At 64.4% G+C, this 26,131-nt stretch carries 25 protein-coding genes; 7 read left to right on the top strand and 18 right to left on the bottom strand.

The genetic code is table 11. From position 1 onward, the window contains the following. Positions 1–33 precede the first annotated feature (33 nt). The 8 genes from GPL20_RS06490 to GPL20_RS06525 all read right to left on the bottom strand — a co-directional run bounded on the left by GPL20_RS06490 (position 34) and on the right by GPL20_RS06525 (position 8,417). Positions 34–756, bottom strand: coding sequence for an SDR family NAD(P)-dependent oxidoreductase (locus GPL20_RS06490; protein WP_157328763.1), 723 nt, complete (start codon positions 754–756; stop codon positions 34–36). Beyond that, on the bottom strand, positions 749–2,131 hold the full coding sequence (locus GPL20_RS06495; RefSeq protein WP_167532918.1) for a class I adenylate-forming enzyme family protein: 1,383 nt from the start codon (positions 2,129–2,131) through the stop codon (positions 749–751). Before GPL20_RS06495 ends, GPL20_RS06490 begins: the two co-directional genes overlap by 8 nt. Beyond that, the gene (locus GPL20_RS06500) at positions 2,118–2,363 is read right to left on the bottom strand and encodes an acyl carrier protein (RefSeq protein WP_157328765.1); all 246 of its coding nucleotides are present in this window, start codon (positions 2,361–2,363) and stop codon (positions 2,118–2,120) included. The genes GPL20_RS06495 and GPL20_RS06500 overlap by 14 nt, the downstream gene beginning before the upstream one ends. Before the next feature lie 143 nt (positions 2,364–2,506). Next, entirely contained in the window at positions 2,507–4,321 is a 1,815-nt protein-coding gene (locus GPL20_RS06505; protein WP_157328766.1) for a long-chain-acyl-CoA synthetase, read from the bottom strand. A 364-nt stretch (positions 4,322–4,685) separates the two neighbouring features. Continuing rightward, positions 4,686–4,970 carry a DUF3551 domain-containing protein gene (locus tag GPL20_RS06510; RefSeq protein ID WP_157328767.1) on the bottom strand — a complete coding sequence of 95 codons (285 nt, stop codon included), beginning with the start codon at positions 4,968–4,970 and terminating at the stop codon, positions 4,686–4,688. A 145-nt stretch (positions 4,971–5,115) separates the two neighbouring features. Beyond that, the gene (htpG, locus tag GPL20_RS06515; protein ID WP_157328768.1) at positions 5,116–6,993 is read right to left on the bottom strand and encodes a molecular chaperone HtpG; all 1,878 of its coding nucleotides are present in this window, start codon (positions 6,991–6,993) and stop codon (positions 5,116–5,118) included. Positions 6,994–7,112: 119 nt separating this feature from the next. Continuing rightward, positions 7,113–7,535 (bottom strand): hypothetical protein, encoded by a 423-nt coding sequence (locus GPL20_RS06520; RefSeq protein ID WP_157328769.1) that lies wholly within the window; start codon positions 7,533–7,535, stop codon positions 7,113–7,115. A 267-nt stretch (positions 7,536–7,802) separates the two neighbouring features. Next, positions 7,803–8,417 (bottom strand): nuclear transport factor 2 family protein, encoded by a 615-nt coding sequence (locus GPL20_RS06525; RefSeq protein WP_157328770.1) that lies wholly within the window; start codon positions 8,415–8,417, stop codon positions 7,803–7,805. Between the two features lie 181 nt (positions 8,418–8,598). Between GPL20_RS06525 and GPL20_RS06530 the strand changes: the two genes are divergently transcribed. Next, on the top strand, positions 8,599–9,399 hold the full coding sequence (locus GPL20_RS06530) for an energy transducer TonB family protein (RefSeq protein ID WP_157328771.1): 801 nt from the start codon (positions 8,599–8,601) through the stop codon (positions 9,397–9,399). Positions 9,400–9,469: 70 nt separating this feature from the next. On the opposite strand, the gene GPL20_RS06535 is transcribed toward GPL20_RS06530, so the two are convergent. Then, positions 9,470–10,276: a response regulator gene (locus GPL20_RS06535; protein ID WP_167532919.1), complete on the bottom strand. Its 807-nt coding sequence runs from the start codon at positions 10,274–10,276 to the stop codon at positions 9,470–9,472. Positions 10,277–10,496: 220 nt separating this feature from the next. On the opposite strand from GPL20_RS06535, the gene GPL20_RS06540 reads away from it, so the two are divergent. Next, positions 10,497–10,730 carry a NepR family anti-sigma factor gene (locus tag GPL20_RS06540; RefSeq protein WP_157328773.1) on the top strand — a complete coding sequence of 78 codons (234 nt, stop codon included), beginning with the start codon at positions 10,497–10,499 and terminating at the stop codon, positions 10,728–10,730. Beyond that, positions 10,730–11,278, top strand: a complete 549-nt coding sequence (locus GPL20_RS06545) for a sigma-70 family RNA polymerase sigma factor (protein ID WP_018316216.1) — start codon at positions 10,730–10,732, stop codon at positions 11,276–11,278. The genes GPL20_RS06540 and GPL20_RS06545 overlap by 1 nt, the downstream gene beginning before the upstream one ends. A 94-nt stretch (positions 11,279–11,372) precedes the next feature. Here GPL20_RS06545 and GPL20_RS06550 read toward each other — a convergent pair whose 3' ends face one another. The 8 genes from GPL20_RS06550 to GPL20_RS06585 all read right to left on the bottom strand — a co-directional run bounded on the left by GPL20_RS06550 (position 11,373) and on the right by GPL20_RS06585 (position 20,693). After that, positions 11,373–12,080 carry a nitroreductase gene (locus GPL20_RS06550; protein ID WP_157328774.1) on the bottom strand — a complete coding sequence of 236 codons (708 nt, stop codon included), beginning with the start codon at positions 12,078–12,080 and terminating at the stop codon, positions 11,373–11,375. Positions 12,081–12,188: 108 nt separating this feature from the next. Continuing rightward, positions 12,189–13,433 carry an acyl-CoA dehydrogenase gene (locus GPL20_RS06555; protein ID WP_157328775.1) on the bottom strand — a complete coding sequence of 415 codons (1,245 nt, stop codon included), beginning with the start codon at positions 13,431–13,433 and terminating at the stop codon, positions 12,189–12,191. Positions 13,434–13,568: 135 nt separating this feature from the next. Continuing rightward, the gene (locus GPL20_RS06560) at positions 13,569–14,816 is read right to left on the bottom strand and encodes an acyl-CoA dehydrogenase (RefSeq protein ID WP_157328776.1); all 1,248 of its coding nucleotides are present in this window, start codon (positions 14,814–14,816) and stop codon (positions 13,569–13,571) included. A gap of 111 nt (positions 14,817–14,927) precedes the next feature. Beyond that, positions 14,928–16,055 (bottom strand): acyl-CoA dehydrogenase family protein, encoded by a 1,128-nt coding sequence (locus GPL20_RS06565; RefSeq protein WP_157328777.1) that lies wholly within the window; start codon positions 16,053–16,055, stop codon positions 14,928–14,930. 160 nt (positions 16,056–16,215) lie between these two features. Continuing rightward, positions 16,216–18,087 (bottom strand): AMP-binding protein, encoded by a 1,872-nt coding sequence (locus tag GPL20_RS06570; protein ID WP_157328778.1) that lies wholly within the window; start codon positions 18,085–18,087, stop codon positions 16,216–16,218. Positions 18,088–18,130: 43 nt separating this feature from the next. Beyond that, the gene (locus GPL20_RS06575; protein WP_157328779.1) at positions 18,131–18,937 is read right to left on the bottom strand and encodes an enoyl-CoA hydratase/isomerase family protein; all 807 of its coding nucleotides are present in this window, start codon (positions 18,935–18,937) and stop codon (positions 18,131–18,133) included. A 241-nt stretch (positions 18,938–19,178) separates the two neighbouring features. Then, a complete protein-coding gene (locus GPL20_RS06580; protein ID WP_157328780.1) occupies positions 19,179–19,937 on the bottom strand; it encodes an SDR family NAD(P)-dependent oxidoreductase in 759 nt (252 codons plus the stop codon). A 90-nt stretch (positions 19,938–20,027) separates the two neighbouring features. Continuing rightward, positions 20,028–20,693 carry a TetR family transcriptional regulator gene (locus GPL20_RS06585; protein ID WP_254125259.1) on the bottom strand — a complete coding sequence of 222 codons (666 nt, stop codon included), beginning with the start codon at positions 20,691–20,693 and terminating at the stop codon, positions 20,028–20,030. Between the two features lie 151 nt (positions 20,694–20,844). Between GPL20_RS06585 and GPL20_RS06590 the strand changes: the two genes are divergently transcribed. Beyond that, positions 20,845–22,017, top strand: a complete 1,173-nt coding sequence (locus GPL20_RS06590; protein ID WP_157328782.1) for an acetyl-CoA C-acetyltransferase — start codon at positions 20,845–20,847, stop codon at positions 22,015–22,017. Between the two features lie 116 nt (positions 22,018–22,133). Continuing rightward, entirely contained in the window at positions 22,134–23,678 is a 1,545-nt protein-coding gene (locus GPL20_RS06595) for an acyl-CoA synthetase (protein WP_157328783.1), read from the top strand. Positions 23,679–23,813: 135 nt separating this feature from the next. Here the strand turns inward: GPL20_RS06595 and GPL20_RS06600 are convergent, their stop codons facing one another. Next, positions 23,814–24,356, bottom strand: a complete 543-nt coding sequence (locus GPL20_RS06600; RefSeq protein WP_157328784.1) for a methylated-DNA--[protein]-cysteine S-methyltransferase — start codon at positions 24,354–24,356, stop codon at positions 23,814–23,816. A gap of 134 nt (positions 24,357–24,490) precedes the next feature. On the opposite strand from GPL20_RS06600, the gene GPL20_RS06605 reads away from it, so the two are divergent. Beyond that, complete coding sequence (locus GPL20_RS06605; RefSeq protein WP_157328785.1) at positions 24,491–25,309, top strand: alpha/beta fold hydrolase; 819 nt, start codon at positions 24,491–24,493, stop codon at positions 25,307–25,309. A 2-nt stretch (positions 25,310–25,311) separates the two neighbouring features. Continuing rightward, positions 25,312–26,124 (top strand): alpha/beta fold hydrolase, encoded by an 813-nt coding sequence (locus GPL20_RS06610; protein ID WP_157328786.1) that lies wholly within the window; start codon positions 25,312–25,314, stop codon positions 26,122–26,124. The last annotated feature ends 7 nt before the right edge of the window (positions 26,125–26,131 follow it).

Here is a 26,131-nt window from a genome sequence, read left to right on the forward strand (position 1 = left end):
CCAGATCAACTCGTGCATCGCGGCGAGGTTCCGCTACGCCGTATTCCCCGCGTCGATCGTGAACACAGTGCCGGTGACGTTGCGGCCGCCCTCGCCCAGGAGATATTCCGCCATGCGCGCGACGTCATCGGTCTCCGGCAAACGGCGCAGCGCGCTGCGACCGGCGATGCGCTTGCGCCCCTCGTCTGAGAGATTATGCGTGAGCTCGGTGTCGATGAAACCCGGCGCGATCGCGTTCACGGTGATGCCGAGTTTTCCGACCTCGCGCGCGAGCGAACGGGTGAAGCCGGTGGCGGCGGCCTTGGTCGCACCATAGACCGAGAGGCCGTTATAGCCGGTGGTGGCGATGATGGATGAGATGTTGATGATGCGCCCTGCGCCATCGGCCATCATCTGACGCGCGACGTATTTGGTGAGGATGATCGGCGACAGCACGTTGAGCTGCACCAGCGCCTCGATCTCCGAATTGTGCATGGTCGCGAGCAGGCCTTCGGTGCCGAGGCCGGCATTGTTGACGAGGCCGTAGATCGGGCCGAACTCGTCGCGCACGAGTTTGGCGAAAGCCGGGATCGCGTCGATCACCGCGAGATCGCAGGCGCGAAAATGCAGACGCCCCTCGGACCCGGCAATCGCCGCCTTGAGCTCGTCGCTCTCGCGCCGAGCGGCTGCAATCACGTTGTAGCCGGCGTCGACGAGGCGCCTTGCAATCGCAAGGCCGATACCACGGCTGCCGCCGGTGACGAGGACATTATGCATCGGTGCGCGCCAGTTTTCCGGCCGGGGTGACGTCGAGCGCCTCGACGAAGCGGATCACCGCCGGCACCTTGTGCGAGGCAAGCTGCGCTCGGCACTGGTCCAGGATCTGGTCGCGGATCTCCTTTGCCCGTCCCGGATCGGTGCCGTCGGCGAGGATCACGTCGGCCACGACGATGCCGCCGGTGATCGGGCTGCGCCGCGACTTCGCCCGCGACATCCGTACATCGGCATGGCGGTTGATCACCGCCTCGATCTCTTCAGGGTGAACCTTCAGCCCACCGATATTGATGATGCCGCCGCGGCGGCCGACGAAATAATAGCGGTCGCCCCGCAACTCGACGATGTCGCCGCTGTCGACAAATCCGTCCGCATCAGCGAGAGCGGCGGCGTTGCGGCCGATATATGCGTGCGCGGTGCGCGTCGAGCGGATACGCAGCGAGCCGTCGACGACCTTCATCTCGACGCCGCTGCGGTTGCCGAGATAGTCGGCCGGAAAGCCTTCGAGCCCGTCATTGACGGCGAAGCCGACGCCGGCCTCGGTCGAGGCATAGGCATGGCCGATGGACGAATTCGGAAACGCCACCTTCAGCCCGTCCAGCACCGCCTGATCGGCGATCTCGCCGGAGAGGCGGACGTAGCGCGGCGCAAACTGCGTTGCCGAACCGCTCATCAGCAGCTTGCGCCAGTGCGATGGCGTGCCGGAGATGTGGGAAACGCCGCGCGCGTTCAGCCGCGTGACGTGATCGCCCAGCGCTTCATGCGGATCGGACAGCACCATCGAGCCGCCGGAGAGGATGGCGCGGAGGAAGATTTGCAGACCGCCATAGCGGCGAATGTCGTAGAACGTCGCCCATACCGGCACAGGCCCGCGCGCGGGACCTTCGGCGACGATCACGCCGGTCAGCGCCTCCAGCGTATGGCCGGCGATTTTCGGCACGCCCGACGTGCCCGAGGTGAGCATCAGCCATTCCGTGGCGCGCTCCGTCTTCGCCGGAGCGGTGGCTTGAAGCGGCAATTGTGCGGTGACGATCAGGGCGATGCCCGAGCCCGCCCAGCGATCCGGCTCGTCAGTCACGACGGCATCGATCCCGGCATCCGCGATCAGCACGTCGAGATGCGCCGGGTTGAGATCCGGCGGACACAGCAGCATGCGACGGGCGATGCCGTCGAGCTCGATCATGGCAAGGCCCGACCGGAGCTGATCGGACAATTTCAGCAGCACCGCGCGGCCTGACAGCTCGTGCAGGCGGCCGCCCAGCACGGTTTGCGACAGAATGTCGGTCAGCGACACGACATCGTGCGCGTCCGACAGCGTGCGGCCCTTCAGCTCCGCGCCAAGATGGTCGCGGAGCGCAAAGATCTCACGCGGGGACATTTTCGTAGGCCCGCACGAAATCGCCCACCGTGGCGGGGAACGCTGCGTCCTCGGAAATGGTGAAGGGATCGACGCCGGTCTCGTCCTCGAGGCGTGCGACAAGAATTGCGAAAGCGAGCGAGTCGAAGCCCGTCTCATGCAGGGACAGATCGTCCGACAGTTCCGGAAGCGTGACGTGCTGCTCTTTGGCGATCTGCTGGATCGCCTCAATGACCTTAGACCGTACCGACATGGCTTGCTCGCTCTTGTTATCGATCGTTCGTTGCGGCGGCTCTTGATGACCGCCTCCCCATGGCCGCTTGTTTACCCGACAGAAGTAAATGGCTTCTTGGACAATTCAGATAAAATTGGACCTATCTCTGGATTTTCGCGGTGTCACAGCCTGATCGTGCCGTCGTTAACTTGCGTATAGGTCTGGAAATCGAGCTCCACGTAGGCGCCGGATCTCGGGTCCGCCACGTACAGAGGATCGGCAATCTTGCCGGGATCAAAGCCCTCGCGCGCGAGATCTGCCTTCTTCTGCTTGAAGGTCTCGGTCGCATCGAGCTCGCGCGAGATGCGGATGAAGACGGGACGGGCATAGGCCGGCAGGCGCTGCGCGAGGTGCGCCGGCAGCGCTTCGATGTCAAAGCCCTCATTCACGACAACCGCACTCATGCCGGCACGGCCGTCGGCGCCGGGAACGCTGACGCCGTAGGTGGTGGCATCGATCACGCCGGTGAAATCGCGCACCGCGTCGTTGACTTCCGAGGTCGCGACGTTCTCGCCCTTCCAGCGGAAGGTGTCGCCGATGCGGTCGACGAAATGGAAGAAGCCCTTGTCGTCGAGCCGCATCAGATCGCCGGTGCGAAACCAGGCATCGCCCTTGGCGAAAACGTCGCGAAGAATCTTCCTCTCCGTCTCGCCGGCGTCGGTATAGCCCTCGAAACGGCCGCCGCCCTGGTCCGCGGTGCCGATGCGGCCGATCGCTTCGCCGGGCTCGCCGCGGGCACAGGCGAGGCAAAAACCCTCTTCATTGCGCAGCGGCGCACCACTATCCGGGTCAAGCTTGACGAGGCTCGCGGGAAAGCGATGCGCGAGCAGCGGGGGAATGCGGCCGATCGCGCCCGGCTGCCCCTCGACGTTGAACAGCGAGAAATTGCCTTCCGTCGCAGCATAAAATTCGAGGATGCGGGGAATGGCAAAGCGCGCCTGAAAATCTTCCCAGATGTCGCCGCGCAGGCCATTGCCGCAGACGAGCCGCAGACGATGCCGGTTCTCATATTCCGACGGCGGCGCCTTGAGCAGATAGCGGCAGAGCTCGCCGATGTACTGGAACAGCGTGCAGTCATGCCGCACGATGTCGGACCAGAAGTTCGAAGCCGAGAATTTTTCCGCGATCACCAGCGAGCCGCCGGCAGCGAGCATGCTGCACGGCGCGACGATGCCGCCGACCGAGTGGAACAGCGGCAGGCAGTCATAGAGCCGGTCCTGCGGGCTCGCGCCGGTGAGGCCGGCAAACCAAAAACCCCAGTTGAGGATACGCCGATGGCTGATGCTGGCGGCTTTCGGCAGGCCGGTGGTGCCGGAGGTGTAGATCAGCAGCGCACGGTCGTCGATGGTGACGTCCCCGTGCTCGTCGGGCGAAAGCGGGCTATCGTCAAGCGCGGCAAGCGCGACGTCGATGGCGCGTTCGCTGCGGGCATCGCCATGCGTCCAGATCTTGGCCTGCGTCTTCAGATGCGGCGTGGCGCTTTCCAGCATCTCTGCCAGCTCATGCGCAACGATGATATGCGAGAGCTTGGCGACGTCGAGGCAATGCGCGAGCGATTGTCCCACCAGCTTGGTATTGAGCAGCGCGACCACACCTCCGACGCGGCTGATGCCGAGCCAGGCCGCGACATAGTCGATGCCGTTCGGCATGATCAGGGCGACGGTGTCGCCCTTGGCCACGCCGGCCGAGCGCGCCCACCGCGCATAGCGGTTGATCCGCTTCGACAGGCCTCCGTAGGCGAGAGTCGTTTCGTCTGCGATCAGCGCGACACGATCAGGCTGGCGCTGCGCCCAATCGTCGATGACATCGGCGAACAGGCGGCCCGGCAGCGTCTCGATCCGCGCGGTGAGCTCGATCGCCTTCAGCCAGATCTTTGAAGCCGAAGGCGCGCGCGCGGTTTTCGGCTGCTCGATGACACCGGTCGTCATGCCGTTCATTCTTTCGGAACGTCTTTGCTGGTTCCGACAGCTTAGACTGCGCGTCCTGCCCAGGTGTTAAGAGACAAGGTAAAACCCGGTTAGGAGCAGATTAACTGTCGTCGCCCCTGACCAAGCCGGCGGAATCAGCGCGGCTTTGGAGCGATTCTTGCGGGCGCGACAACCACGCAGCCACCCTCGCGGCCGCCGGCAACGCACCGACGCGCGTGATCAGACCGAAAGCGCGATGAATGCAGAATGTCCCCGGGGTGCGTCCGGGATCGCTAGAGCATGATCCGGAAAAGTGCGAAGCGGTTTTCCGAAAAGATCATGCTCAAACAACAACCTAAAGCGCGATGATGATTCATCCTCATCTCATCGCGCTTTAGTGCACCTTCTTGTAACGGCGGCGGGGCGGCGGCTGTTGGTTGAAGGCGTAATAGGGATTGAGGTCGCAGGTCGCCGCAAGGCCCGACGCCGTGGCACGGCACTGCTCCAACGAGGTGAAGGAGCAGTCATAATAGTCGCCACCCCCGCCACCCAAGCCGCCGCCGCCGCCGACCCAGCGGTGCATGCATACGGGATAGGCCGGATCGTACCTCTGCGCGCTGGCATCGGCCGCGCCCAGCAGCGTGAATATCGCGGTGAGGGTCAGGAACGGCAGGCGCATGGGGAAATCCTCAAATCGGTGGCTCGGCGAAGCTGATGCCGATGGTTTCATATGGCATAACACCACGCAGCTCGCGACCATTCCCGAAGACAGATAACACCATGGTGAGCAGAGTGCGCTGCACAAAGCAGCGCGCCAAGCGGCGCTAGCCGCCGAGCCCCTGCAGCACCAGCCGGTTCAGTCTCGCCGCAAATGCCGCCGGGTCTTCCGGCAATTCGCCGTCCAGGATCTGCGCCTGTTCGAGCAGGAGCAGGCTGAGATCGTCGACGGCTTTCGCGCCCGCCTCGGCCCTGGCGATCGCCGCGACCAGCGGATGACGCAGATTGATCTCCAGGATCGGCTTGGTCTTCATGCCGCGGTTCTGCTGCGACAGGATGCGCTCGAGCTCGCGGCTCGGACCCTGGCCGTCGGCGACGAGGCAGGAGGCGGAGCTGGTGAGGCGCGTCGAGGCCTTGACGTCGCCGACGCGCTCGCCGAGCGCGGCCTTGATCACGGCGATGGTGGCGGCCTCGTCAGCGGCCGGCTCGTCCTTCTTCGCCTCGTCCGTCGCGTCGACGCGCGGAATCAGGTCGAGATTGAGATCGCCCTGGCTCAGCGACTTCAGCGGCTTGCCGTCGAACTCGGTAGGCATCGAGGTCCAGAAGGCGTCGACGGGATCGGACAGCAGCAGCACCTCGATGCCGCGCGCGGCCGCCGCCTCCAGCCGCGGATTGGACTTCAGCCGCTCGACGCTGTCGCCGACGAGATAGTAGATCTCGGTCTGGTTCGGCTTGAAATCGGCGATGACGTCCTTGAGCGAACGCTTCTCGCCCGACGTCGTGGTGAAGCGCGACAATGCGAGCAGCTTTTCGCGGCGCTCGAAATCCTCGTAGATGCCTTCCTTCAGCACCGCGCCGAAGGCGTCCCAGATCTTGGCGAAATTCTCGGCATCCTTGGCGGCAAGGCTTTCCAGCTCGGATACGACGCGGGTCGCCACGGCTTTCCGGATCTGCGCGAGCTGCGGATTGTTTTGCAGCATCTCTCGGGAGATGTTGAGCGGAAGATCCTCGCTGTCGACGACGCCGCGGATGAAGCGCAGATAGCCCGGCAGCAGGTCGGCATCGTCGGTGATGAAGACGCGGCGGACATAGAGCTTGACCCGACCCTTGCGGTTCGGCTCGAACAGGTCGAACGGCTTGGTCGACGGCGCGAACAGCAGCACGGCGTAGGAATAGCGACCCTCGGCCCGATAGTGCAGCGTCATGGCGGGATCGTCGAAGGCGGAGGCGATCTGCTGATAGGCCTTCTTGTAGTCCTCCGCCGAAAGCTCGGACTTCGAGCGCTGCCACAGCGCGCTCGCCGAGTTGATCTGGCGCGGCTCGCCCTCTTCCGGCACGAGCTCGATCGGGAACAGGATGTTGTCGGAATAGGCCCCGACGACGCGCTCGATCTCGTAGGTCTCGAGATATTTCTTGGCATCGTCCTTGAGGTGCAGGACGATCTCGGTGCCACGCGCCACCCGTGCCGCGTCCTCATCGCCGGCGCGAGCGATCTCGAAGCCGGAGCCGCCGGAAGACGTCCAGGACCAGACGTCGCTCTCACCGGCGCGGCGGCTGATCACGACGATCTTCTCGGCGACCATGAAGGCCGAATAGAAGCCGACGCCGAACTGGCCGATCAGGCCGAGACCGTCCTTGGCCTCCTTCAGCTTGGACACGAACGCCTTGGTGCCGGAGCGGGCGATGGTGCCGAGATGGTCGATCAGCTCCTGCCGCTCCATGCCGATGCCGTTGTCGGCGATCGTGAGCGTCGTGGCCTGCTTGTTCGGGATGATGCGGATCTTGAGCGCGTCGCCCTCGCCCAGCAGCGCCGGACTTGCAATCGCCTCGTAGCGCAGCTTGTCGCAGGCATCGGAGGCGTTGGAGACGAGCTCGCGCAGAAAGATATCGGTCTCCGAATAGACGGAGTGCACCATCAGGTGCAGGAGCTCGGAAACCTCGGCCTGGAAAGGCTGCGTATGCGCGGCCGTATCTGACGTCGTCATGCGTTTACCCGGTCAATCAAAAGGGAAAGCCGGGATATAACGCGACGCGACAGCGGATCAAGAGGATGTGAGGGGCCGGCGTCCGCCCGCGCCGGAGCCGACCTTCCGCCAACGGGCGATCAGGTCACACAGCGGCCGGGCTGCAGCAGCTTGGCGACCTCGGTCAGGGAGCTGACCATCGGCTCGCAGGCGATCGTCGGCTTGTTGCGGCCCTGCCTCTGGTTCTGCTTTTGGTTCTGGAGCAGCACCGGCGGCTTGGCGTTGCCGGTCTCGATCACCGCGGGGACCCGCATCAGCACCGACGTATCGGCGAGGTCGTTGAGCCGCATCGACACGGTGCGGGTGGGAACCGGCGCCGGCTTGAGCTCGGCAAGCCGGTCGGTCTTGCCGGCACGATCGATGTTGTGGCTGGGAGCCTGGCTCGGCTTGTCGGCGACCGCCTGCCAGCGGTCGGCCAGATCGTGGCCGGAGGCCAGTTGCACGGCACCGAGCGTTGCGGCAATCGCGACGGCGCCCAAAAATACCTTTTGAATCTGTGACATGGCTGTCAATCCCTCGCCCCATGGCGATCGCGGGAACAACGCGAGGGGAGGATCGGGAGTTCTCGGCCGTTACGATCACTTAACCGTGTGCGAGAAAGGCCGAAGGTCGTGCAAAATATTTCGCAACCCTTGGAACGACTCCAGCATCTGCGAGTCGTCTCAGCAGCCGGCTATTCCCCCCTGCCCCATAAGCCGGCGACGTAGGGCGCGACTGTGGTGATGCCAGTCGCGCCTTACTTTTATCTGGGGCTCACTTCGACCTGCGACTCACTTCGCCTTCCCGGCCAGCCACTTCCGTCCCTCACCGTAGAGCTTCTCGACCTCCGGCCCGGTCAGGCCGGGCATATCGCGCTTGACCTTGTAGCCGATCAGCTCCTGCATGTAGGCGAGATGGCGATAGCCTTCGGGCAACGCAGCCAGCGCCTTCTGGTCAAGCTGAAGCGTCGCGGCGGGGTCGACCGGATCGATCCGGTCCTTCTCGTAGATCGGCTGGCGGCGGACGATGCCCCATTTGCCAATACCTGATTGGTCCTGCCGCTTCTCCAGGAAATCGTAGAAGCGTCCGGTGCAGACGACGTCGCAGAGCACGTCGTGCACCAGGGCCCGCTGCGAGATCGTCATCTTGGTCTGCGCGATGGCCCGCTCACCGGACAGGTCGATGCTGGTGCCGCCGAGGAAATGCAGGATGCGCACGCCCCTGGCGAAGCCCTCCTGGCTGACACGCATGAAATCGCGCGCCGGGCCCTGAAACCAGGTGGCGGACATCCAGCCCTCGTCATGCCAGACCGTGGCAAAGCGCTCCCAGTCCCCGGCGTCGCGCCACACCGCCCAGTTCTCGACGAGATCGCGGATGGTGAGGCGATCGAGCAGCTGCTGGTCCATAAGCAAATCTCCTGACGGCTAGGTCCTGATGGGCTGTCATTGCCCCGATGCACCAACGGGTCAATTTGGCCGTCGTCAAGCAGGCGAAGCTTTGCCGCTATTCGAATCGACCGCAGCGCGACAAGCGCGATGCGAGCAGTATGACTTGCAATCAACCATACCGCGACTAGTATCCGCACCGATGCCGATGAAATTCCCCTTGCTGGCCGCACTTCTCGGATTGCTGACAGCTTTCCCGTCCCACGCACAGACCGACGCGCCGAACGACAACGTCAAGGCCTGGAAGATGCGGCTGCGGGCGCACATCGCGAGCAGAACGCAATTTCCGCCCGCCGCAATGGGTCAAACCGGTGAGGCCAAGGTTACGTTCGTCATGGACCGGTCCGGTAAACTGATCTCGCGAACGTTAGTGGAGAGCACCGGCTCGCCACCGCTCGATGCTGCTGCGCTTGCGATCGTCGAGCGTGCTCAACCGTTTCCGGAGGCTCCTGCGGAGCTGACAGAGCCTTCGTTCTCTTTCACCGTGCCGATCGTTTTCAGTGGACGTCAATTCCAGATACCGCCCTCGGGATTGGTGACAGTCGCACCGGTTCCCGCTTCCACCGTACCCGATGCCATGGCTACCTGGCGAAAAGCGGTGACCGAGCATGTCTGGCGCAACAGAGGGTTTCCTCCGGGAGCAATTGGCCAGAGAGGCGACGCTGGCGTCACATTCGTGGTCGACCGTTCGGGCAAATTGATTTCGCGCGCGCTCGTCGAAAGCACGGGCTCCCGACTGCTCGATACGGCAGCCCTTGCGATGGTGGAAAGAGCAGCGCCGTTTCCGAAGCCACCTCCCGAGGCGAACGACGACCTCCAGAGAGTCACCGTCCTCATGACTTTGGATGGGACCATGCCCAAAGGACAGTCCAATGCATCGTCGTGGGTCGAGGACGAAGCCAAGTTGAAGACCAAGCTCAACAGCGTCTGCCGAGGCTGCTGAACGAAAGTCCATGCAAAACAAAAGACGGCGTGCCTTGCAGCGCGCCGTCCTCGTTTCGAAGTCAGCTTCCTTACGCCGCCGGCGCCTTCGGCGTGCGGTTGCGCGAGTTGCGCTGGAAGAACAGCGCCTGGCTCGCCACCGCCGACACCATCGCCGGCTGGAACGGTTTTGAGATCAGGAATGCCGGCTCGGGGCGCTCGCCGGTGAGGAAGCGCTCAGGGTACGCGGTGATGAACACCACCGGCACCTCGAAGGTGCGCAGCAATTCGTTGACGGCATCCAGGCCCGACGAGCCGTCGGCGAGCTGGATGTCGGCGAGGATCAGGCCGGGCCGCTTGTTCTTGGCCAGCGCCACCGCATCGGCATGGGTGCGGGCAACGCCCACGACGTTGTGGCCGAGATTCTTCACCAGGCTTTCGAGGTCCATGGCGATGAAAGTCTCGTCCTCGATGATCAGCACGTCGGTGGCGATCTCGGCCGCCATTTCGCGCCCGGCGGTGTCCGCGAGCCGCCGCGTCTCCGCGACATCGGTGCCGAGAATGAAAGCGACTTCCTCTTCCGAGAAGCCTTCCAGCGAAAGCAGCAGGAAGGCCTGCCGCGGCAGCGGCGTGATGTTCGACAGCCGCCGCTCGGGCGGCATCGGCAGAGTGGTCACCTCGGCGTCATCGTTGACGGAGACTGAATTCCAGATCTGGGTGAATAGCCGAAACAGGCCGGCGCGCGGTCCGTGGCTCTCGTCGAGCACCGACGGATCCCCCAGCATCGCTTCCAACATGGCTGCGACATAGGCGTCACCGGAGGCCTGGCTGCCCGTCAGGGCGCGCGCGTACCTGCGCAACAACGGCAAGTGCTCAGCAACAAGCTGTGAACGGGACATCCCCACTCCATTCATCTTCGGGCCAAACCTTCGAGGTCCAGGCGTTACGCGGGGGGCCCGGGTTCCCCTGCTGGCTGACTACGCCTCGGGCCAAGAAAAGTTCCGCCGCGGACGGAACTTTTTCTCTTACGTCGCATTGTGCCTAACCAGGGAACGGCTCCCGGTTGAGAAAAATTCTCGATTTTGCAGTCACTTAACTCGGGGAAACGTGGAACAGGTCATGAAAGATCTCAAGTCTCAAGCCAGCAAAAGCACGACCCCCGGCAAGGGAGGGCTCACTCCGGAGATCCAATCCCGGATCGGGCATCAGCTGCGCGCCATGTACGATGACGTGGTGCGGCAGGGGGTTCCGGATCGGTTCGCAGAACTGATCAAGAAGCTTGATGCACAGGGAGCGACACCCCACGTGGAAAATGAGGGCGGATCCAACGACAACAACAATGGGAGGGATTAATGCCTCTCACGGACTCCCTGCGTAACGACATCCTGGCGGCCGTGCCTAGTCTACGCGCCTTCGCCATTTCGCTCAGCGGCAATGCGGACCGCGCCGATGATTTGGTGCAGGAGACGCTGCTTCGCGCGCTTGCCAACATCGACTCGTTCCAGCCCGGCTCCAACCTGCCGGCGTGGCTGTTCACGATCCTGCGCAATCTGTTCCGCTCCGACTATCGCAAGCGGCGGCGGGAGGTCGAGGATGCCGAGGGCAACTACGCCAAGACGCTGAAGACGCAGCCGTCGCAGAACGCGCATCTCGAGTTCGAGGAGTTTCGCACCGCCCTCGACAAGCTTCCGCAGGACCAGCGTGAAGCCTTGATCCTGGTCGGCGCCTCCGGCTTCTCCTATGAGGACGCGGCCTCGATCTGCGGCTGTGCGGTCGGCACCATCAAGAGCCGCGTCAATCGCGCGCGTTCGAAGCTCGCCGCACTGCTCTATGTCGACGGCGCCGAGGATTTCGGGCCTGACGAGACTGTGCGCGCCGTGATCGGCGGCAGCGGCGGCTAGCTACCGGCGCCAACCGAACCGGGATGAGACGAAGGCGGCCGTTTCCGCGGCCGCCTTCGTGCGCGCATGCGTTGGCGCGCTTGGGACCGCCCCGTTACTCCTCCACCAACGTCACGGTATCGGCGACGCTCGCGCGCGAGGTGCGGTAGCTGTTGACCTTGTGGGCGTGGTCGGCATAGCCGAACGAGATGCCGCAGACGACGCGGCGATCGTCCGGCAGGTTGAAATGGCGGCGGATCAGGCCGGAATGGCGCGCGAGCGCCGCCTGCGGAATGGTGCCGAGCCCGAGCGCCTGGGCGGCCAGCATGAAGTTCGAGACATAGGCGCCGCAATCGATCGCACCGTAGATGCCGAGCGGCTCGTTGGTGTGGATGACCGCGACATGCGGCGCGCCGAAGAAATTGTAGTTCTCCAGCGCCTGCCGGGCGTAGGCCGTCTTGTCGCCGCGGGCGATGCCGAGCGTGTTGTAGAGCTGGAAGCCGCTCTCGCGGCGGCGTTCGAGATAGACCCCGACATATTCGCGCGGCGGGGTGAAATCATAGTCGTCACCGAGACCGCCAGAAGCTTCCTTGTAGATCGCCTGGCGAAAGCGCTCCTTGGCGGCGCCGCTGGCGATGATGACCTGCCAGGGCTGGCTGTTGCACCATGACGCCGTGCGCTGCGCAGTGGTCAGCACATGCTCGATGGTGGCGCGGTCGACCTCCTTGGGCAGGAAGGCGCGGACGGAGTAGCGCTCGTTGAGGAGCTCTTCGAGCACGGCGATGCGGTCTTGGGTGGAGTGGCTGGGTGCTTTCGCGTCCATGGAATTCTCTCTTCTGTCATTCCGGGGCGCGCGAAGCGCGAACCCGGAATCTCGATCCGCAATCTCGGGATTCCGGGTTCGATGCTACGCATCGCCCCGGAATGACGTCTACCGTCCCTTGGTCGGGATCTTGTTATACGGCACGTCCTTATCGACACGGATATCGCCCGGCAATCCCAGCACCCGCTCGGCGATGATGTTGCGCAGGATCTCGTCGGTGCCGCCGGCGATGCGCATCGAGGGCGAGGACAGCAGCATCTGCTGGAACTGGCCCTGCACCGTCTCCTCGTCCGTGCCGGTGAGAACGCCGGCCGCGCCCTGCAGGTCCATGGCGTAGGTCGCGATGTCCTGGAGCATCATGCCCGAGACCAGCTTGCCGATGGAGTTTTCCGGGCCCGGCCGCTCGCCCTTCGACAGCGCCGAGATCGCGCGGTAGCTGGTGTATTTCAGCCCGCTCGATTTCACCGCCCAGCTCGCAAGCTTGGAACGCACGGCGGGATCGTCGATGGCGAGCCCGTCCTCCAGCATCAGATTCGAGCAGAACTCGAACATCTCGGGCACGCCGGTTGCGAGCCGCGCGCCGATCGACATGCGCTCGTTCATCAGCGTGGTCAGCGACACGCTCCAGCCCTCGCCCACCGCGCCCAGCCGCTGGCTGTCAGGGATCACGACGTCGGTGAAATAGACCTCGTTGAACTCCTGCATGCCGTTGGCCTGCTTGATCGGACGGACCTCGACGCCCGGGCTCTTCATGTCCAGGAAGAACATGGTGAGACCCTTGTGCTTGGGCACATTCGGATCGGTGCGCGCGATCAGGAGGCCATAGTCGGAATAATGCGCGCCCGAGGTCCAGATCTTCTGGCCGTTGACGACCCAATCGTCGCCCTTCTTCTCCGCGCGGGTGCGCAGGCCCGCAACGTCGGAGCCGGCGGCCGGCTCGGAGAACAGCTGGCACCAGATCTCCTCGCCCGAGGCGAGCTTCGGCAGGTACCGGCGCTTGGCGTCCTCGCTGCCGAAGGCCATCACGGTCGGGCCGCACATGCCCTCGCCGATCTGGAACGGCTGCGTCAGCTTGCCGTAGACGCCCTCCTCCTGCTGCCAGATCACGCGTTCGATCGGCGTCGCGCCGCGGCCGCCATAGTCCTTCGGCCAGTGCAGGCAGGCCCAGTTGCCCTCGAACTTCTTCTTCTGCCAGGCCTTGCCGACATCGACGATGTCGTGGTGCGCAAGCCGGATGCGGCCAAGCGAGGATTTTGACAGCTCGGCATGCAACTCCCTGGGCGCATTGGCCTCGACCCATTTGCGCGCGGTCTCGCGGAATGCGGCTTCCTGCGGCGTATCGTCGAAATTCATGGAGCTTCCCTTTTTGTCATTCCGGGGCGCGCAACGCGCGAACCCGGAATCCAGAGGTTACCTACACATCTCGAGATTCTCAGATGTGCAATTGCACATCATAGTTCGGCTCTTCGAGCCGCCCCGGAATGACGGCTAATTCCTGCCCTTCGTCGGGATCTTGTTGAACGGCACGTCCTTGTCGACACGGATGTCGCCGGGCAGGCCCAGCACCCGCTCGGCGATGATGTTGCGCATGATCTCGTCCGTGCCGCCTTCGACACGCGTGCCCGGCGCGCGCAGCAGCATCGCCTGGAAGCGGCCGGCGAGCTCGGCATCCTCGGGACCGCTGACGACGCCGGCGGCGCCCTGCAAATCCAACGCGTAGGTCGCGACATCCTGGATCATGGAGCCCGCCACCAGCTTGCCGATGGAATTCTCGGGCCCTGGCCGCTCGCCTTTCGACAGTGCCGAGATCGCGCGCATGCTGGTGTAGCGCAGGCCGCTCGCCTTCACCGCCCAGTTGGCGAGCTTGGAGCGCACCGCGCGGTCCTCGATCGCGGGACCGTCCACAAGCATCAGGCTCGAGCAATATTCGAACAGCTCCGGAAAGCCGGTCGAGACGCCCGCACCGATCGACATGCGTTCGTTCATCAGCGTGGTCAGCGAGACGTTCCAGCCGTCGCCGACCTCGCCGAGACGCTGATGGTCGGGGATGCGCACATTGGTGAAATAGACCTCGTTGAAATCGGAGGCGCCGCTCGCCTGCTTGATCGGCCGCACCTCGACGCCCGGGCTCTTCATGTCCAGGAAGAACATGGTGAGGCCCTTGTGCTTGGGCACGGTCGGATCGGTGCGGGTCAGGAGGATGCCGTAGTCCGAATAATGCGCGCCTGAGGTCCAGATCTTCTGGCCATTGATGACCCAGTCGTCGCCATCCTTTTCCGCGCGCGTGCGCAGACCCGCGACGTCGGAGCCGCCGGCGGGCTCGGAGAACAGCTGGCACCAGACCTTCTCGCCGGACGCGAGCGGCGGCAGATATTTGCGCTTATGCTCCTCGCGCGCGAACGCCATCATGGTCGGCCCGCACATGCCGTGGCCGATGATGAACATGTGGGAGAGCTTGCCGAACGGCCCCTCCTCCTGCTGCCAGATCACGCGCTCGATCGGCGATGAGCCACGGCCGCCATATTCCTTCGGCCAGTGCAGACAGGCCCAGCCGGCATCGGCTTTCTTCTTCTGCCAGGCCTTTGCCACTTCCAGAATGTTGGCATTCTTGAGCTGCGTGCGGCCCAGCGAGGATTTGCGCAGCTCCTCCTCGTACTGCCTGGGCGCATTGGCGCCGATCCAGGCGCGCGCGGTGGCGCGGAATTCGGCTTCCTGCGGGGTGTCGTCGAAGTTCATGGTCTCTTCTCTCTTCCGTCATTCCGGGGCGATGCGGAGCATCGAACCCGGAATCCAGAGGTTACCGACTCAAAATCGAGATTCGCCGCTTCGCGGCGTCCCGGAATAACATCACGCCGCGTTCTTCTTCCGCATGCGGTCGATCAGCTGATCCTCCCAATAGGACAGGCTGCCGAGGCCGAGCGCCATCGCGTTGGCGCGGCGGTAGTACATGTGGCAGTCGAACTCCCAGGTGAAACCCATGCCGCCGTGAACCTGGATGTTGTTCTTGGCGCAGTGCTGGAACGCCTGCGTCGCGCTGATGCGCGCGGCGGCCGCGGCCTCCGGCAATTCGGCCGCATTGGTCGAGAGCGCCCAGGCGCCGTAATAGCTGTTGGAGCGCGCCAGCGTCGCCGAGACGTACATGTCCGCGAGCATGTGCTTGACCGCCTGGAACGAACCGATCTGGCGGCCGAAGGCGATGCGGTCGAGCGCGTAGTCGCGGCCCATCTCCAGCGCGCGGTCGGCGCCACCGACCTGCTCGAAGGCGCAGAGCACCGCGGCGCGGTCGAGCACCGCTGTCAAAATGCTCCAGCCTTCGCCGGCAGCCCCCAGCGGCTCGACCCTGCAATCCCTAAAACTGATCTCGGCCTGCCCGCGGGTCGGGTCGAGATTGGTGAGGCTCTTGATCTCGACACCACCAGCCCTGAGGTCGACCAGGAACAGCGAGATGTCATTCTCGCGTCCGCTCGATCCCGTGCGCGCGGCAACCACCGCGAAGTCGGCGATGGTGCCATCGGCGACCGGCTTCTTGACGCCGTTGAGCACGCCATTCACCGCCGTGAGCTTGACGTTCTTTGGCGACGGATTGCCCTTGCCCTCGAACAGCGCCAGCGTCCCGATCGCCTCGCCCGAGGCGATCGCCGGCAGCCACTTTTTCTTCTGCGCATCGCTGCCTGCAATCAGCAGCGCTTCGGCGGCAAGATACACGGTCGAGGAGAACGGCACCGGCGCGTTGGCCCGGCCCATCTCCTCCGCGATCACGCAGAGCTCAAGATGGCCGGCACCCGCACCGCCGTACTCTTCCGGGATCGCGACGCCGAGAAAGCCCATCTCGGCGAGGCCCTTCCAGAGCTCCTTGTCATAGGTCGCCTTGCCGTCGAGCACGACACGCACCGCCTTGGGCGAGCACTTCTCGGCGAGGAATTTGCGCGCCTGGTCGCGGAGCTGTTTCTGGTCGTCGGAGAAATCGAAGTTCATGGCGGGCTACCTTTGTTATTTCGTCGTCATTCATTTGCGCCGTCATTCCGGGATGGCCCGAAGGGCCAGGCCCGGAATCCATAACCCCGACTGGTGGTTATGGATTCCGGGCTCGCGACTTCGTCGCGCCCCGGAATGACGAGGTGAGAAAGTTGCGCATTCATCGCAGCACGATCACATCCTCATCCGGCCGCTCCGCATAGAGCCGCTCCACCAACGCCGCTCGACGTTCGAGGCCGGCGCGCTGGTTGATGTAGCCCTTGTCGGTGAGCTCGTTGCCGTCGATCGAGGGCGGCTCGACCATCAGCATGGCGCGCGCGATGATGCGGCTGCTGGCGCCCTCGCACTCCCTGTTGTGCGTCTCCAGCCCGCGCCTGAAGCAGGCGATCACCTCCGGATGCTTCATCGCATCCGCAAAGCTCAGATCGGGGTTGCCGACGAGCTGGCAGCAGGCGTGCAGGTTCGGCCATGCGAGTAGCCCGATGAAGGCGCGATCCTGTCCCGCGACCAGCGCGTCATGCACCACGGGCGTCGCTGCCGCGATCGCATCGGTGCGGAGCGAGCCGACATGCACGAACGTGCCGGTGGTGAGCTTGAAGTCTTCCACCACGCGGCCGGCGAAAATGATGCCCTGAACGGGATCGGCATCGTCGACGAAGATGCCGGCATCGCCGATGCAGTAGAACCCTTCCTCGTCGAACATCTTCTTCGTGAGATCAGGCTGGCCGAAATAGCCGGGCGTGACGTTGACGCCGCGCAGGCGCAGCTCGTACTTCGAGCCGCACGGCACCATCTTCAATTCGACCCCGGGGAACGGCAGGCCGATCAGGCCAACGCGCTCGGTGTCCCAATAGGTGCCGGTCGAGGTCGGCGCCGTCTCGGTCGAGCCCCAGCCGGTGTAGAACACGATGCGTTCGCCGGTGGTCTTCACCGCGAGCGCCTGCATGCGGTCGTAGAGATCATCAGGCAGCCGCGCACCGCCATAGGCCATGATCGACAAGTTCTTGAAGAACGAGCGGCAGAGCACGTCGTCCTTCTCCATCGCTGCCGCGAGTGCGGCATAGCCGGCCGGCACGTTGGCGTAGTAGGTCGGCGAGATCTCGTGCAGATTGCGCAGCGTCTCCTCGAACTGGCCAGGCATCGGCCTTCCGTCGTCGATATAGAGCGTGCCGCCGTCGACCAGGATCGGGTGGAACGCGGCATTGCCGCCCATGGTGTGGTTCCAGGGCATCCAGTCCAGCATGGTCGAGATCGGGCCGCCCGGATCGCGCGGCCGCACCTGCATCATCATCGCCGCATTGGCGCACATCATCTCCTGCGTGTTGATGACGGCCTTGGGCATGCCGGTCGAGCCGGAGGTGAAGAGTAGCTTGCCGACGGTCTGCGGCGTGATGTTTGCGATCGAGGCGTCAACATCCTTGGTCACGGGCGTCGCGGCAAGCTCGGCAAAGCTGACGCTCTTGATGCCGTCGCAGGGCCGCGCGACGTGAACGACGGTGACGCCGGTGAGGTCGAGCGCCTTCAACGCTTTCTCGAAGGTCGGGCCGTCCTGCACCATCACCACGGCCGGCCTGACCAGATCGAACAGGTATTTCAGCTTGACGTGATCGTGGCTCATCAGCGAGTAGGCCGGCGACACGGGAGCCGCCGGGACGCGCGCCTGCATCGCGGCCTGCGTCATCAGCGCGTGCTCGATCGAATTGCCGGAGAGGATGGTGACGGGCCGGCCGTCGAGCTTGAGGTTCAGCAGCGCCTGCGTCAGCGCATCCACGGTGCGCTTGGCTTCGCCGTAGGACACCTTGCGCCATTCGCGATTGGGTCCGCCGCGCTGCGCCAGCCAGGTGCGCTCGGGCGCTTCCCTCGCCCATTTCGCCAGCGAGGCCGGGATGTGCGTCTCGTAGGCCTGAAGCGGAATGCGCGACTTCAGCACCACCGCGCCGTCGCCGCGACGCTCGACGTCGATGTCGCGCGCGAGCCATTCGACCTTACGAAAGGCGGGCTTCGTCATCACCGCCGCCGCGCTTCCACTCATTTTGCGTCTCCCGGAATTATCGTCCTTTGCGGATCGTTCTCGTTCAGCGCTTGATATAGACAGGCTTTCGCTTCTCAAGGAAGGCCCTGATGCCCTCCGAAAATTCCTCGGAGCGGCTGCACAGGACCTGGTTGCGGTCCTCCATCGCAATCGCCGCTTCCAGCGATCCCGCATCGACGCTCATGTTGAGGCATTCTTTTGACAGCCGCAGCCCCACGGGCGAGGCCGTCATCATCGCCTCGACATAAGGTTCGGCCGCCTGGTCGAGCTTATCGTCGTCGACGACCTCGGAGACGAGTCCGACCGCAAGCGCGCGTTCGGCGCCGATGAAACGTCCGGTGAGGATCAGCTCGGACGCCACCGACACGCCGACGAGGCGCGGCAGGAAATAGCTGGTGCCGATATCGCAGCCGCCGAGACCGAGCTTGATGAAGGCGCAGTTCATCCGCGCCGATTTCGTCGCGATGCGGATGTCGGAGGCGAGCGCCAGCGCAAAGCCGCCGCCGGCGGCCGCACCCTGCACCAGCGAAAGGATCGGCTGCGGGCAGCGCCGCATCAGCATCACGATGTCGGCAATCCGCCGCTGCGAGTCGAGCGACTCGGTTACGCCCGGCGGCTCCTGCTGCCCGGCGCGGCGCGCCATCGCCGCCTTGAGGTCGAGGCCAGCGCAAAAGTTCTTGCCCGCCCCCTTCAGCACCACGACACGCGCATCTCGGTTGCGCTGCAGGCCCTGGAAGTAAGTATTGAGCGCATCGATCAGCGCCGGATCGAGCGCGTTGAGGTGTTCGGGACGATTGAGCGTCACCCGGTCGACGCCGTCGTCATGCTCGATCAGCAGCGGTTGGGACATGGGGCGCTCCTGCATCCGCTCTTTGATTGGCGGTTATTGCGCCCTCTCCCCTTGTGGGAGAGGGCATGCACGTCGGTAGCCACGAGTTCGCTTGGGTGAGGGGTCTGCCTCCACAGATGAGATCGTGGATAGAACCCCTCATCCGGCGCCATAGCCGAAGCTTCGCTTCGGCGTTCTTAAGAACGGCGGCCGAAGGCCGCCTATGCCACCTTCTCCCGCAAGGGGAGAAGGGACGAAGAGCCTACCGCGGCGCCATGCGGATGGCACCGTCGAGGCGGATGGTCTCGCCGTTGAGCATCGGGTTCTCGACGATGTGCACCGCGAGCATGCCGTATTCGTTGGCGTCGCCGAGGCGCGAGGGATGCGGCACTTGCGCGCCGAGGCTCTTGCGGGCCTCCTCGTTGAGGCCCATCAGCAGCGGCGTGAAGAACAGGCCGGGCGCGATGGTGTTGACGCGGATCTTCTGGCTGGCGAGATCGCGCGCGGCCGGCAGCGTGAGGCCGACGACGCCGCCCTTCGACGCCGAATAGGCGATCTGGCCGATCTGGCCTTCGTAAGCGGCGACCGACGCGGTGTTGACGATGACGCCGCGCTCTTCACCGACGGGCTCGATCGTGACCAGGCGCTCGGCGAACAGCCGCAGGCAGTTGAAAGTGCCGATCAAATTGACGTTGATGATGCGTGCGAACTTTTCCAAGGGATAGACGCCGTCGCGGCCGACGATGCGCTGCGAGCCGCCGATGCCGGCGCAGTTCATCAGCACCCGCGCGACACCGTGCGCCGCTTCCGCCTTCGCGATCGCCGCCTTGATCTGCTCCTCGCTGGTGACGTCGGCATGCAGCGCGACGCCCTTCACTTCGGCGGCGACCTTCTCGGCGTTCTCCTTGCTCTGGTCGATCACGCCGATTTTGGCGCCCTTGGCGGCCATGGCGCGGGCGGTCGCGGCACCGAGACCCGAGCCACCGCCGGTGATGAGAACGGCTACGTCTTTCAACTGCATCTTAGAACCTCTCCTTGGGCGTTTGTTTGTTTCTTTGGGTTGCGAATGGCGAATGGGGAGTGGCGAATGGGTGAAGGCGGACCGACCGGATCACCCATTCGCCACTCCCCATTCGCCATTCGCCTCGTTCAATATGCCGCCGCAGATCAGCGTTTCCATGTGCTTGATGTATTGCCGGCAGACTTCGTCGGTGACCGGGCCGACGCCGGTCGCGCGAGACATCGCGTGCCGGCCGAAGAACAGGTGATCGCAGGCGCCGATCAGGCTGGTGTAGAACAGCACCGGATCGGTGGCGCGGAATTCGCCGCGGTTGACGCCCTCCGCGAGCAGGCGGCGGTGGAAGTCGAGCAGCGGCGCTACGAAGAACTTCGAGACCGCATCAGCGCATTCCGGCTTGGTCTCATGCAGGAGATAGTGGATCAGCCGGTTCATATAGGGGAACCGGTAATAGGCACGGATGATGCCGCCGATATGCAGCTTCAGCTTCGCCGTCGGCGTGATCGGCTGCGCCAGCAGATATTCGAGATTGGAGAGCTCGGTCGCCGCGTTGCGCTCGAGCAGCGCCAGCAGCAGGCCGTCCTTGTTGCCGAAGTGATATTTGACCAGCGCGGCATTGGCGCCGGACTTCTGCGCGATGTCGGAGAGCGAGATCTCGATCGAGGAGCGTTCGATCATCAGCTCGCTGGCGGCCACGAGCAATTTCTCTGCCGTGGAATTCTTCCCGCTGGGGAGCTTGGTCGGTACGCTGGTAGCCACAGAGATCCCTGAACATGCCTCGTGTGGCGCGCAGATAAGCCCAAGCAGCGCCTCATCACAAGAGTTAATTGATCGATTGACTAAATCACTGCGCACCCCTTTAATCCGCCCCAGACAACCAACCATTCAAAACAATCCAGGGAGAACCGACATGGCCGAGGCTTACATCGTCGCCGCTGCGCGCACCGCAGGCGGACGCAAGGGGGGCCGCCTCGCCGGCTGGCATCCGGCCGATCTCGCCGCCAAGGTGCTGGACGAGCTGGTCGATCGTACCAAGGTCGATCCCGCGCAGGTCGAGGACGTGATCATGGGCTGCGTGATGCAGGTCGGCGAGCAGTCCAACAACGTCGCCCGCAACGCGGTGATGGCCTCGAAACTGCCGGAGAGCGTGCCGGGCACCTCGATCGATCGCCAGTGCGGCTCCTCGCAGCAGGCGCTGCACTTTGCGGCCCAGGCCGTGATGTCCGGCGCGATGGATGTGGTCATCGCGGCCGGCGTGGAATCGATGACGCGGGTGCCGATGGGCCTGTCGTCACAGCTGCCGGCCAAGAACGGCTTCGGCAATTACAAGAGCCCGGGCATCGAGCACAAATATCCGAACATCGTGTTCAGCCAGTTCACCGGCGCGGAGATGATGGCCGAGAAGTACGGCCTCTCCAAGGATGAGCTCGACGAATACTCCTACAACAGCCATCAGCGCGCGATCGCCGCAACGCAAGCGGGCCACTTCAAGAAAGAGATCGTGCCGCTCGAGATCACCCGCGCCGACGGCAGCAAGGACACCCATCACATCGACGAGGGCATCCGCTTCGACGCCACGATCGAGGGCATCAAGGGCGTCAAGCTGATCGCCGAGAACGGCAAGCTCACCGCGGCGAGCGCCAGCCAGATCTGCGACGGCGCCTCCGGCGTGATGGTGGTGAACGAGCGCGGCCTGAAGCAGCTCGGCGTCAAGCCGCTCGCACGCGTCCACCACATGACCATGACGGGCGGCGATCCCGTCATCATGCTGGATGCGCCGCTGCACGCCACCAAGCGCGCGCTGGAGAAGGCCGGCATGAAGATCGGCGACATCGACCTGTTCGAGGTCAACGAGGCCTTCGCCTCGGTGCCGACCGCCTGGCTCAAGACCACCGGCGCCGATCCGGCGCGCCTCAACGTCAATGGCGGCGCCATTGCGCTCGGCCATCCCCTCGGCGGCTCCGGCACCAAGCTGATGACGACGCTGGTCCACGCCCTGCACCAGCGCGGCAAGCGCTACGGTCTTCAGACCATGTGCGAAGGCGGCGGCATGGCCAACGTGACGATCGTGGAGCGGCTGTAGGAAAGACAGAAGCGAGTAGTGAGTGGCGAATAGCGAATGGTGAGTAGGCGAAGAGCAGCGTGCCCTTTATCCTATTCGCCACTCGCTACTCGCCATTCGCGTTTCGAGGAAACGCCATGACCCACCCGTCCATTTACGCGAAGACCACGCCGAACAAGATCGCCTACCAGATGGCCGGCACCGGCAAGGCGATCACCTATCGCGAGCTCGATGAGCTTTCGAACCAGGGCGCGCAACTGTTCCGCTCGCTCGGCCTGAAGGCCGGCGACCACATCGCGCTCCTGATGGAGAATCGCCTGGCGCTCATGGAGATCTGCTGGGCGGCGCAGCGCAGCGGGCTCTATTACACCGCGATCAGCCGCTATCTGAAGCAGGACGAGATCGACTACATCATCGGAGATTGCGGCGCCAAGGTCGTCATCACCACGCCGAAATGCGCCGACCAGATCAAGGGCCTGATCAAGGGCGGCGCTGGCGAGCCGATCTTCTACATGATGGACGAGCCGCTGCCCGGCTTCCGCTCCTACGACAAGGAAGCAGCCGCGCAGCCGGTAACGCCAATCGCCGACGAGGTCGCCGGCTACGACATGCTGTATTCATCGGGGACCACCGGCCGGCCGAAAGGCGTCAAGAAGGCGTTCGAGGGCAAGCCGATCGACGAGCCGAACGCATTCCTGCGCGTGCTCTGCGCCAACATGTGCGGCATTAACGCCGACACAATCTACCTGTCTCCGGCGCCGCTCTATCATGCGGCTCCTCTGCGCTTCAACATGATGGCGATCGTGCTCGGCGGCACCTCCATCATCATGGAGCACTTTGACGCCGAAGACTTCCTGAAGCTGGTCGAACAGTACAAGGTCACGCAATCGCAGCTCGTACCGACCATGTTCGTGCGCATGCTGAAGCTGCCCGATGACGTCCGCGCCAAATACGACGTCTCGACGCTGAAGGGCGCAATCCACGCCGCCGCCCCCTGCCCCGTCGACGTCAAGGCCAAGATGATCGAATGGTGGGGACCGATCCTGATCGAGTATTACGCCGGCTCGGAAGGCAACGGCGTCACCGTCTGCAATTCGAAAGAATGGCTGGAGCATCGCGGCAGCGTCGGCCGCGCCGTGGTCGGCAAGATCAAGATTCTGGACGAGAACGACCAGGAGCAGCCGGTTGGCGAGATCGGCACCGTCTATTTCGCCGATGCACCGGCCTTCACCTACCACAACGATCCCGAGAAGACGAAAAAGGCCTACAACGCGAAAGGCTGGTCGACGCTCGGCGACGTCGGCTATCTCGACAAGGACGGCTTCCTGTTCCTCACCGACCGCAAGTCCTACATGATCATCTCCGGCGGGGTGAACATCTACCCGCAGGAGACCGAGGACGTGCTCATCACCCATCCCGAAGTCGCCGACGTCGCCGTGTTCGGCGTGCCGAACGAGGAGATGGGCGAGGAGGTGAAGGCGGTGGTGCAGCCGCACGACATGACGCGCGCCGGCAAGACGCTCGAGGCCGACCTGATCGCCTATTGCAAGACCCGCCTTTCCGCCATCAAGTGTCCACGCTCGATCGATTTCGAAGCCGAGCTGCCGCGCACGCCGACCGGCAAGCTGGTGAAGCGCCATCTGCGCGACAGATACTGGCCGAAGACGGCGGCGAAGATTTAGCGGCGCGGTAGCCGCTCCGAACACCGTCATGCCCGGGCTTGTCCCGGGCATCCACGTTCTTTGTAACGCGAAGGAAGACGTGGATGGCCGGGTCAAGCCCGGCCATGACGCTGGGCAAGCTTCAGCGCGGCCACCTCAATCGAACAAGCTCGGCGTGTGGTTCACCAGTGCGCCTTCGATCTCGAGCATCTTCAGCTTCGTCACCACGCCGCCATTCGCCGAGAAGCCGCCGGGCTTGTTGCCGGCCGCGAGCACGCGATGGCAGGGCACCACGATCGGGCACGGGTTGCGGCCGAGCGCCTGGCCGACATCGCGCGACAGCTCGACGCCGCCGAGCCGCTTGGCGATGTCGCCATAGGTCATGGTCTTGCCGGGCGGGATGGTGCGGGCGATGTCGTAGACGCCGCGGTTGAACTCGGGAACACCGTCGAGGTCGAGCGGGATGTCGGTGAGGTCGTCGGGCTCGCCCGCGAGCAGTTTGACGATGCGATCGATCGCCTGCTGCACCTCGGCGGTCGGCTCCGCCTCGGTGGCATCGGCATGGCGCTGATGGATACGGGTGCGGATCTTCTGCTCGCCGCCCATCGGCAACTGCACGCCGTTGATGCCGCGCGGGCCCCATGCGATGGCGCACAGGCCGATCCTGGTCTCGAACAGGGTGAAATGCTGGTCGGTCATGGCTTGGTTCCTGGCTTGCGTCTCGTTGCAGGCCCCCACTTTGATTTCCTGCGAAATCTAGGCTTGGAAATAGTTGCGATCCACCCGGTTTCCGGGAATCTTGCACAGGAGTTCCACTCCCGACCGAGCCCAGAATGCAAAGCCTCCACGTCAATGGTTACGACATGCCCTATCTCGACGTGGGCCAGGACAGGGGCAGGCCGCCGCTCGTCTGCGTGCACGGCTCGCTCTCCGACTTCCGCACCTGGGGCTGCGTGCTCGGGCCGCTGACGCAGCGGCACCGGCTGATCGCGGTCAGCCTGCGCCACTTCTTTCCGGCGCAATGGGACGGTGTCGGCGACACCTATTCGATCAGCCAGCATGTCGAGGACGTCATCGCCTTCATCGAGAAGCTTGACCTCGGCCCGGTCGACCTGATGGGCCATTCCCGGGGCGGGCACATCTGCTTCCGCGTGGCGCAGGCGCGCCCCGACCTGTTGCGCCGGCTGATCCTGGCCGAGCCCGGCGGCGAGCTCGATGCGAGCCTCGATCCCGATTACGTCGGCGGCCCCTCGCCGCTCTTGGCGCGCTTTACGGCCTCCGCGGAGAAGATTGCGGCCGGTGACGTCGATGGCGGCCTCGCCGTCTTCGTCGACACGCTGGAGGGCGTCGGCGCCTGGGCGCGGCTTCCGGCGATGGTGAAGCAGAATCTGCGCGACAATGCCATGACGCTGATCGGCCAGGTTCGCGACAATCGCCCGCCATTCTCGAAGGCGGACGCGGAGCAGATCAAGATGCCGACGCTGTTCATCCTGGGTGCGCGGACCAAGGGCCTGCTGCCGAAAGTGCTGCATGCGCTGGCCGCGCATGTGCCCTACTCCAGGACGGCGGTCATCCCGAACACGACCCATCCGATGTTCGAGCAGGCGCCGCAGAAATATTCCGAAGTCGTGCTGGATTTTCTCGCGAGCTGATCATGCAGACCTTTCACGTCAACGGTTACGACATGGCCTATCTCGAAGTGGGGAAAGGCCCGCCGCTGGTCTGCGTGCACGGCACACTCGGGGATTTCCGCACCTGGTATTCGGTGCTCGGCCCGCTGACGAAGAACCATCGCGTGATCTCGGTCAGCCTGCGCCATTTCTTTCCCGAGCACTGGGACGCCGTGGGCGACGACTACAAGATGGCGCAGCACGTCGCCGACGTGATCGCCTTCATCGAGCAGGTCAGGCCCGGGCCAGTCGATCTGATGGGGCACTCGCGCGGCGGGCACATCGCCTTTCGCGTGGCGCAGGCGCGACCGGATCTGTTGCGCAAACTGGTGCTGGCCGAGCCCGGCGGCGATCTGGATGCCAACCTGTCGCTGCCCGAGGGCACGCCCGCGCATCCGCCGCTGGCTGCGAAGACGATACGCTCGGTCGAGATGATCCGCGCCGGCGACATCGAGGGCGCGCTCCAGAACTTCTACGAAGGCATCGAGGGCGACGGCTCCTGGCGGCGCGTGCCGGCCACGGCCAAGCAGCAATTGCGAGACAACACGCTCACCTTCCTCGGCCAGATCAACGAGCAGCGCAAACCCTATACGCGCGCGGACGCGCAGGCGATCACGACGCCGACGCTGCTGATCGGCGGCGGCGCGACCACGGGCAGCCTGTCGGTGATCTGGCGCGTGCTGGCCGAACACATCGCGGGCAGTGAAACCGCGGTGATCCCGAACGCCGGCCATTGGATGTTCGAACAGGCCCCGCTGGAGTTTGGCGAGGTGGTGAGCAGGTTCTTGGCGGAGTAGGCTCGCG

The organism is Bradyrhizobium cajani (assembly GCF_009759665.1).
GTDB lineage: Bacteria > Pseudomonadota > Alphaproteobacteria > Rhizobiales > Xanthobacteraceae > Bradyrhizobium > Bradyrhizobium cajani.

Coding starts and splice junctions, on each gene's coding strand:
- GPL20_RS06490 (WP_157328763.1), bottom strand. CDS start 756: ATGCATAATGTCCTCGTCACCGGCGGCAGCCGTGGTATCGGCCTTGCG.
- GPL20_RS06495 (WP_167532918.1), bottom strand. CDS start 2,131: ATGTCCCCGCGTGAGATCTTTGCGCTCCGCGACCATCTTGGCGCGGAG.
- GPL20_RS06500 (WP_157328765.1), bottom strand. CDS start 2,363: ATGTCGGTACGGTCTAAGGTCATTGAGGCGATCCAGCAGATCGCCAAA.
- GPL20_RS06505 (WP_157328766.1), bottom strand. CDS start 4,321: ATGAACGGCATGACGACCGGTGTCATCGAGCAGCCGAAAACCGCGCGC.
- GPL20_RS06510 (WP_157328767.1), bottom strand. CDS start 4,970: ATGCGCCTGCCGTTCCTGACCCTCACCGCGATATTCACGCTGCTGGGC.
- htpG (WP_157328768.1), bottom strand. CDS start 6,993: ATGACGACGTCAGATACGGCCGCGCATACGCAGCCTTTCCAGGCCGAG.
- GPL20_RS06520 (WP_157328769.1), bottom strand. CDS start 7,535: ATGTCACAGATTCAAAAGGTATTTTTGGGCGCCGTCGCGATTGCCGCA.
- GPL20_RS06525 (WP_157328770.1), bottom strand. CDS start 8,417: ATGGACCAGCAGCTGCTCGATCGCCTCACCATCCGCGATCTCGTCGAG.
- GPL20_RS06530 (WP_157328771.1), top strand. CDS start 8,599: ATGCCGATGAAATTCCCCTTGCTGGCCGCACTTCTCGGATTGCTGACA.
- GPL20_RS06535 (WP_167532919.1), bottom strand. CDS start 10,276: ATGTCCCGTTCACAGCTTGTTGCTGAGCACTTGCCGTTGTTGCGCAGG.
- GPL20_RS06540 (WP_157328773.1), top strand. CDS start 10,497: ATGAAAGATCTCAAGTCTCAAGCCAGCAAAAGCACGACCCCCGGCAAG.
- GPL20_RS06545 (WP_018316216.1), top strand. CDS start 10,730: ATGCCTCTCACGGACTCCCTGCGTAACGACATCCTGGCGGCCGTGCCT.
- GPL20_RS06550 (WP_157328774.1), bottom strand. CDS start 12,080: ATGGACGCGAAAGCACCCAGCCACTCCACCCAAGACCGCATCGCCGTG.
- GPL20_RS06555 (WP_157328775.1), bottom strand. CDS start 13,433: ATGAATTTCGACGATACGCCGCAGGAAGCCGCATTCCGCGAGACCGCG.
- GPL20_RS06560 (WP_157328776.1), bottom strand. CDS start 14,816: ATGAACTTCGACGACACCCCGCAGGAAGCCGAATTCCGCGCCACCGCG.
- GPL20_RS06565 (WP_157328777.1), bottom strand. CDS start 16,055: ATGAACTTCGATTTCTCCGACGACCAGAAACAGCTCCGCGACCAGGCG.
- GPL20_RS06570 (WP_157328778.1), bottom strand. CDS start 18,087: ATGAGTGGAAGCGCGGCGGCGGTGATGACGAAGCCCGCCTTTCGTAAG.
- GPL20_RS06575 (WP_157328779.1), bottom strand. CDS start 18,937: ATGTCCCAACCGCTGCTGATCGAGCATGACGACGGCGTCGACCGGGTG.
- GPL20_RS06580 (WP_157328780.1), bottom strand. CDS start 19,937: ATGCAGTTGAAAGACGTAGCCGTTCTCATCACCGGCGGTGGCTCGGGT.
- GPL20_RS06590 (WP_157328782.1), top strand. CDS start 20,845: ATGGCCGAGGCTTACATCGTCGCCGCTGCGCGCACCGCAGGCGGACGC.
- GPL20_RS06595 (WP_157328783.1), top strand. CDS start 22,134: ATGACCCACCCGTCCATTTACGCGAAGACCACGCCGAACAAGATCGCC.
- GPL20_RS06600 (WP_157328784.1), bottom strand. CDS start 24,356: ATGACCGACCAGCATTTCACCCTGTTCGAGACCAGGATCGGCCTGTGC.
- GPL20_RS06605 (WP_157328785.1), top strand. CDS start 24,491: ATGCAAAGCCTCCACGTCAATGGTTACGACATGCCCTATCTCGACGTG.
- GPL20_RS06610 (WP_157328786.1), top strand. CDS start 25,312: ATGCAGACCTTTCACGTCAACGGTTACGACATGGCCTATCTCGAAGTG.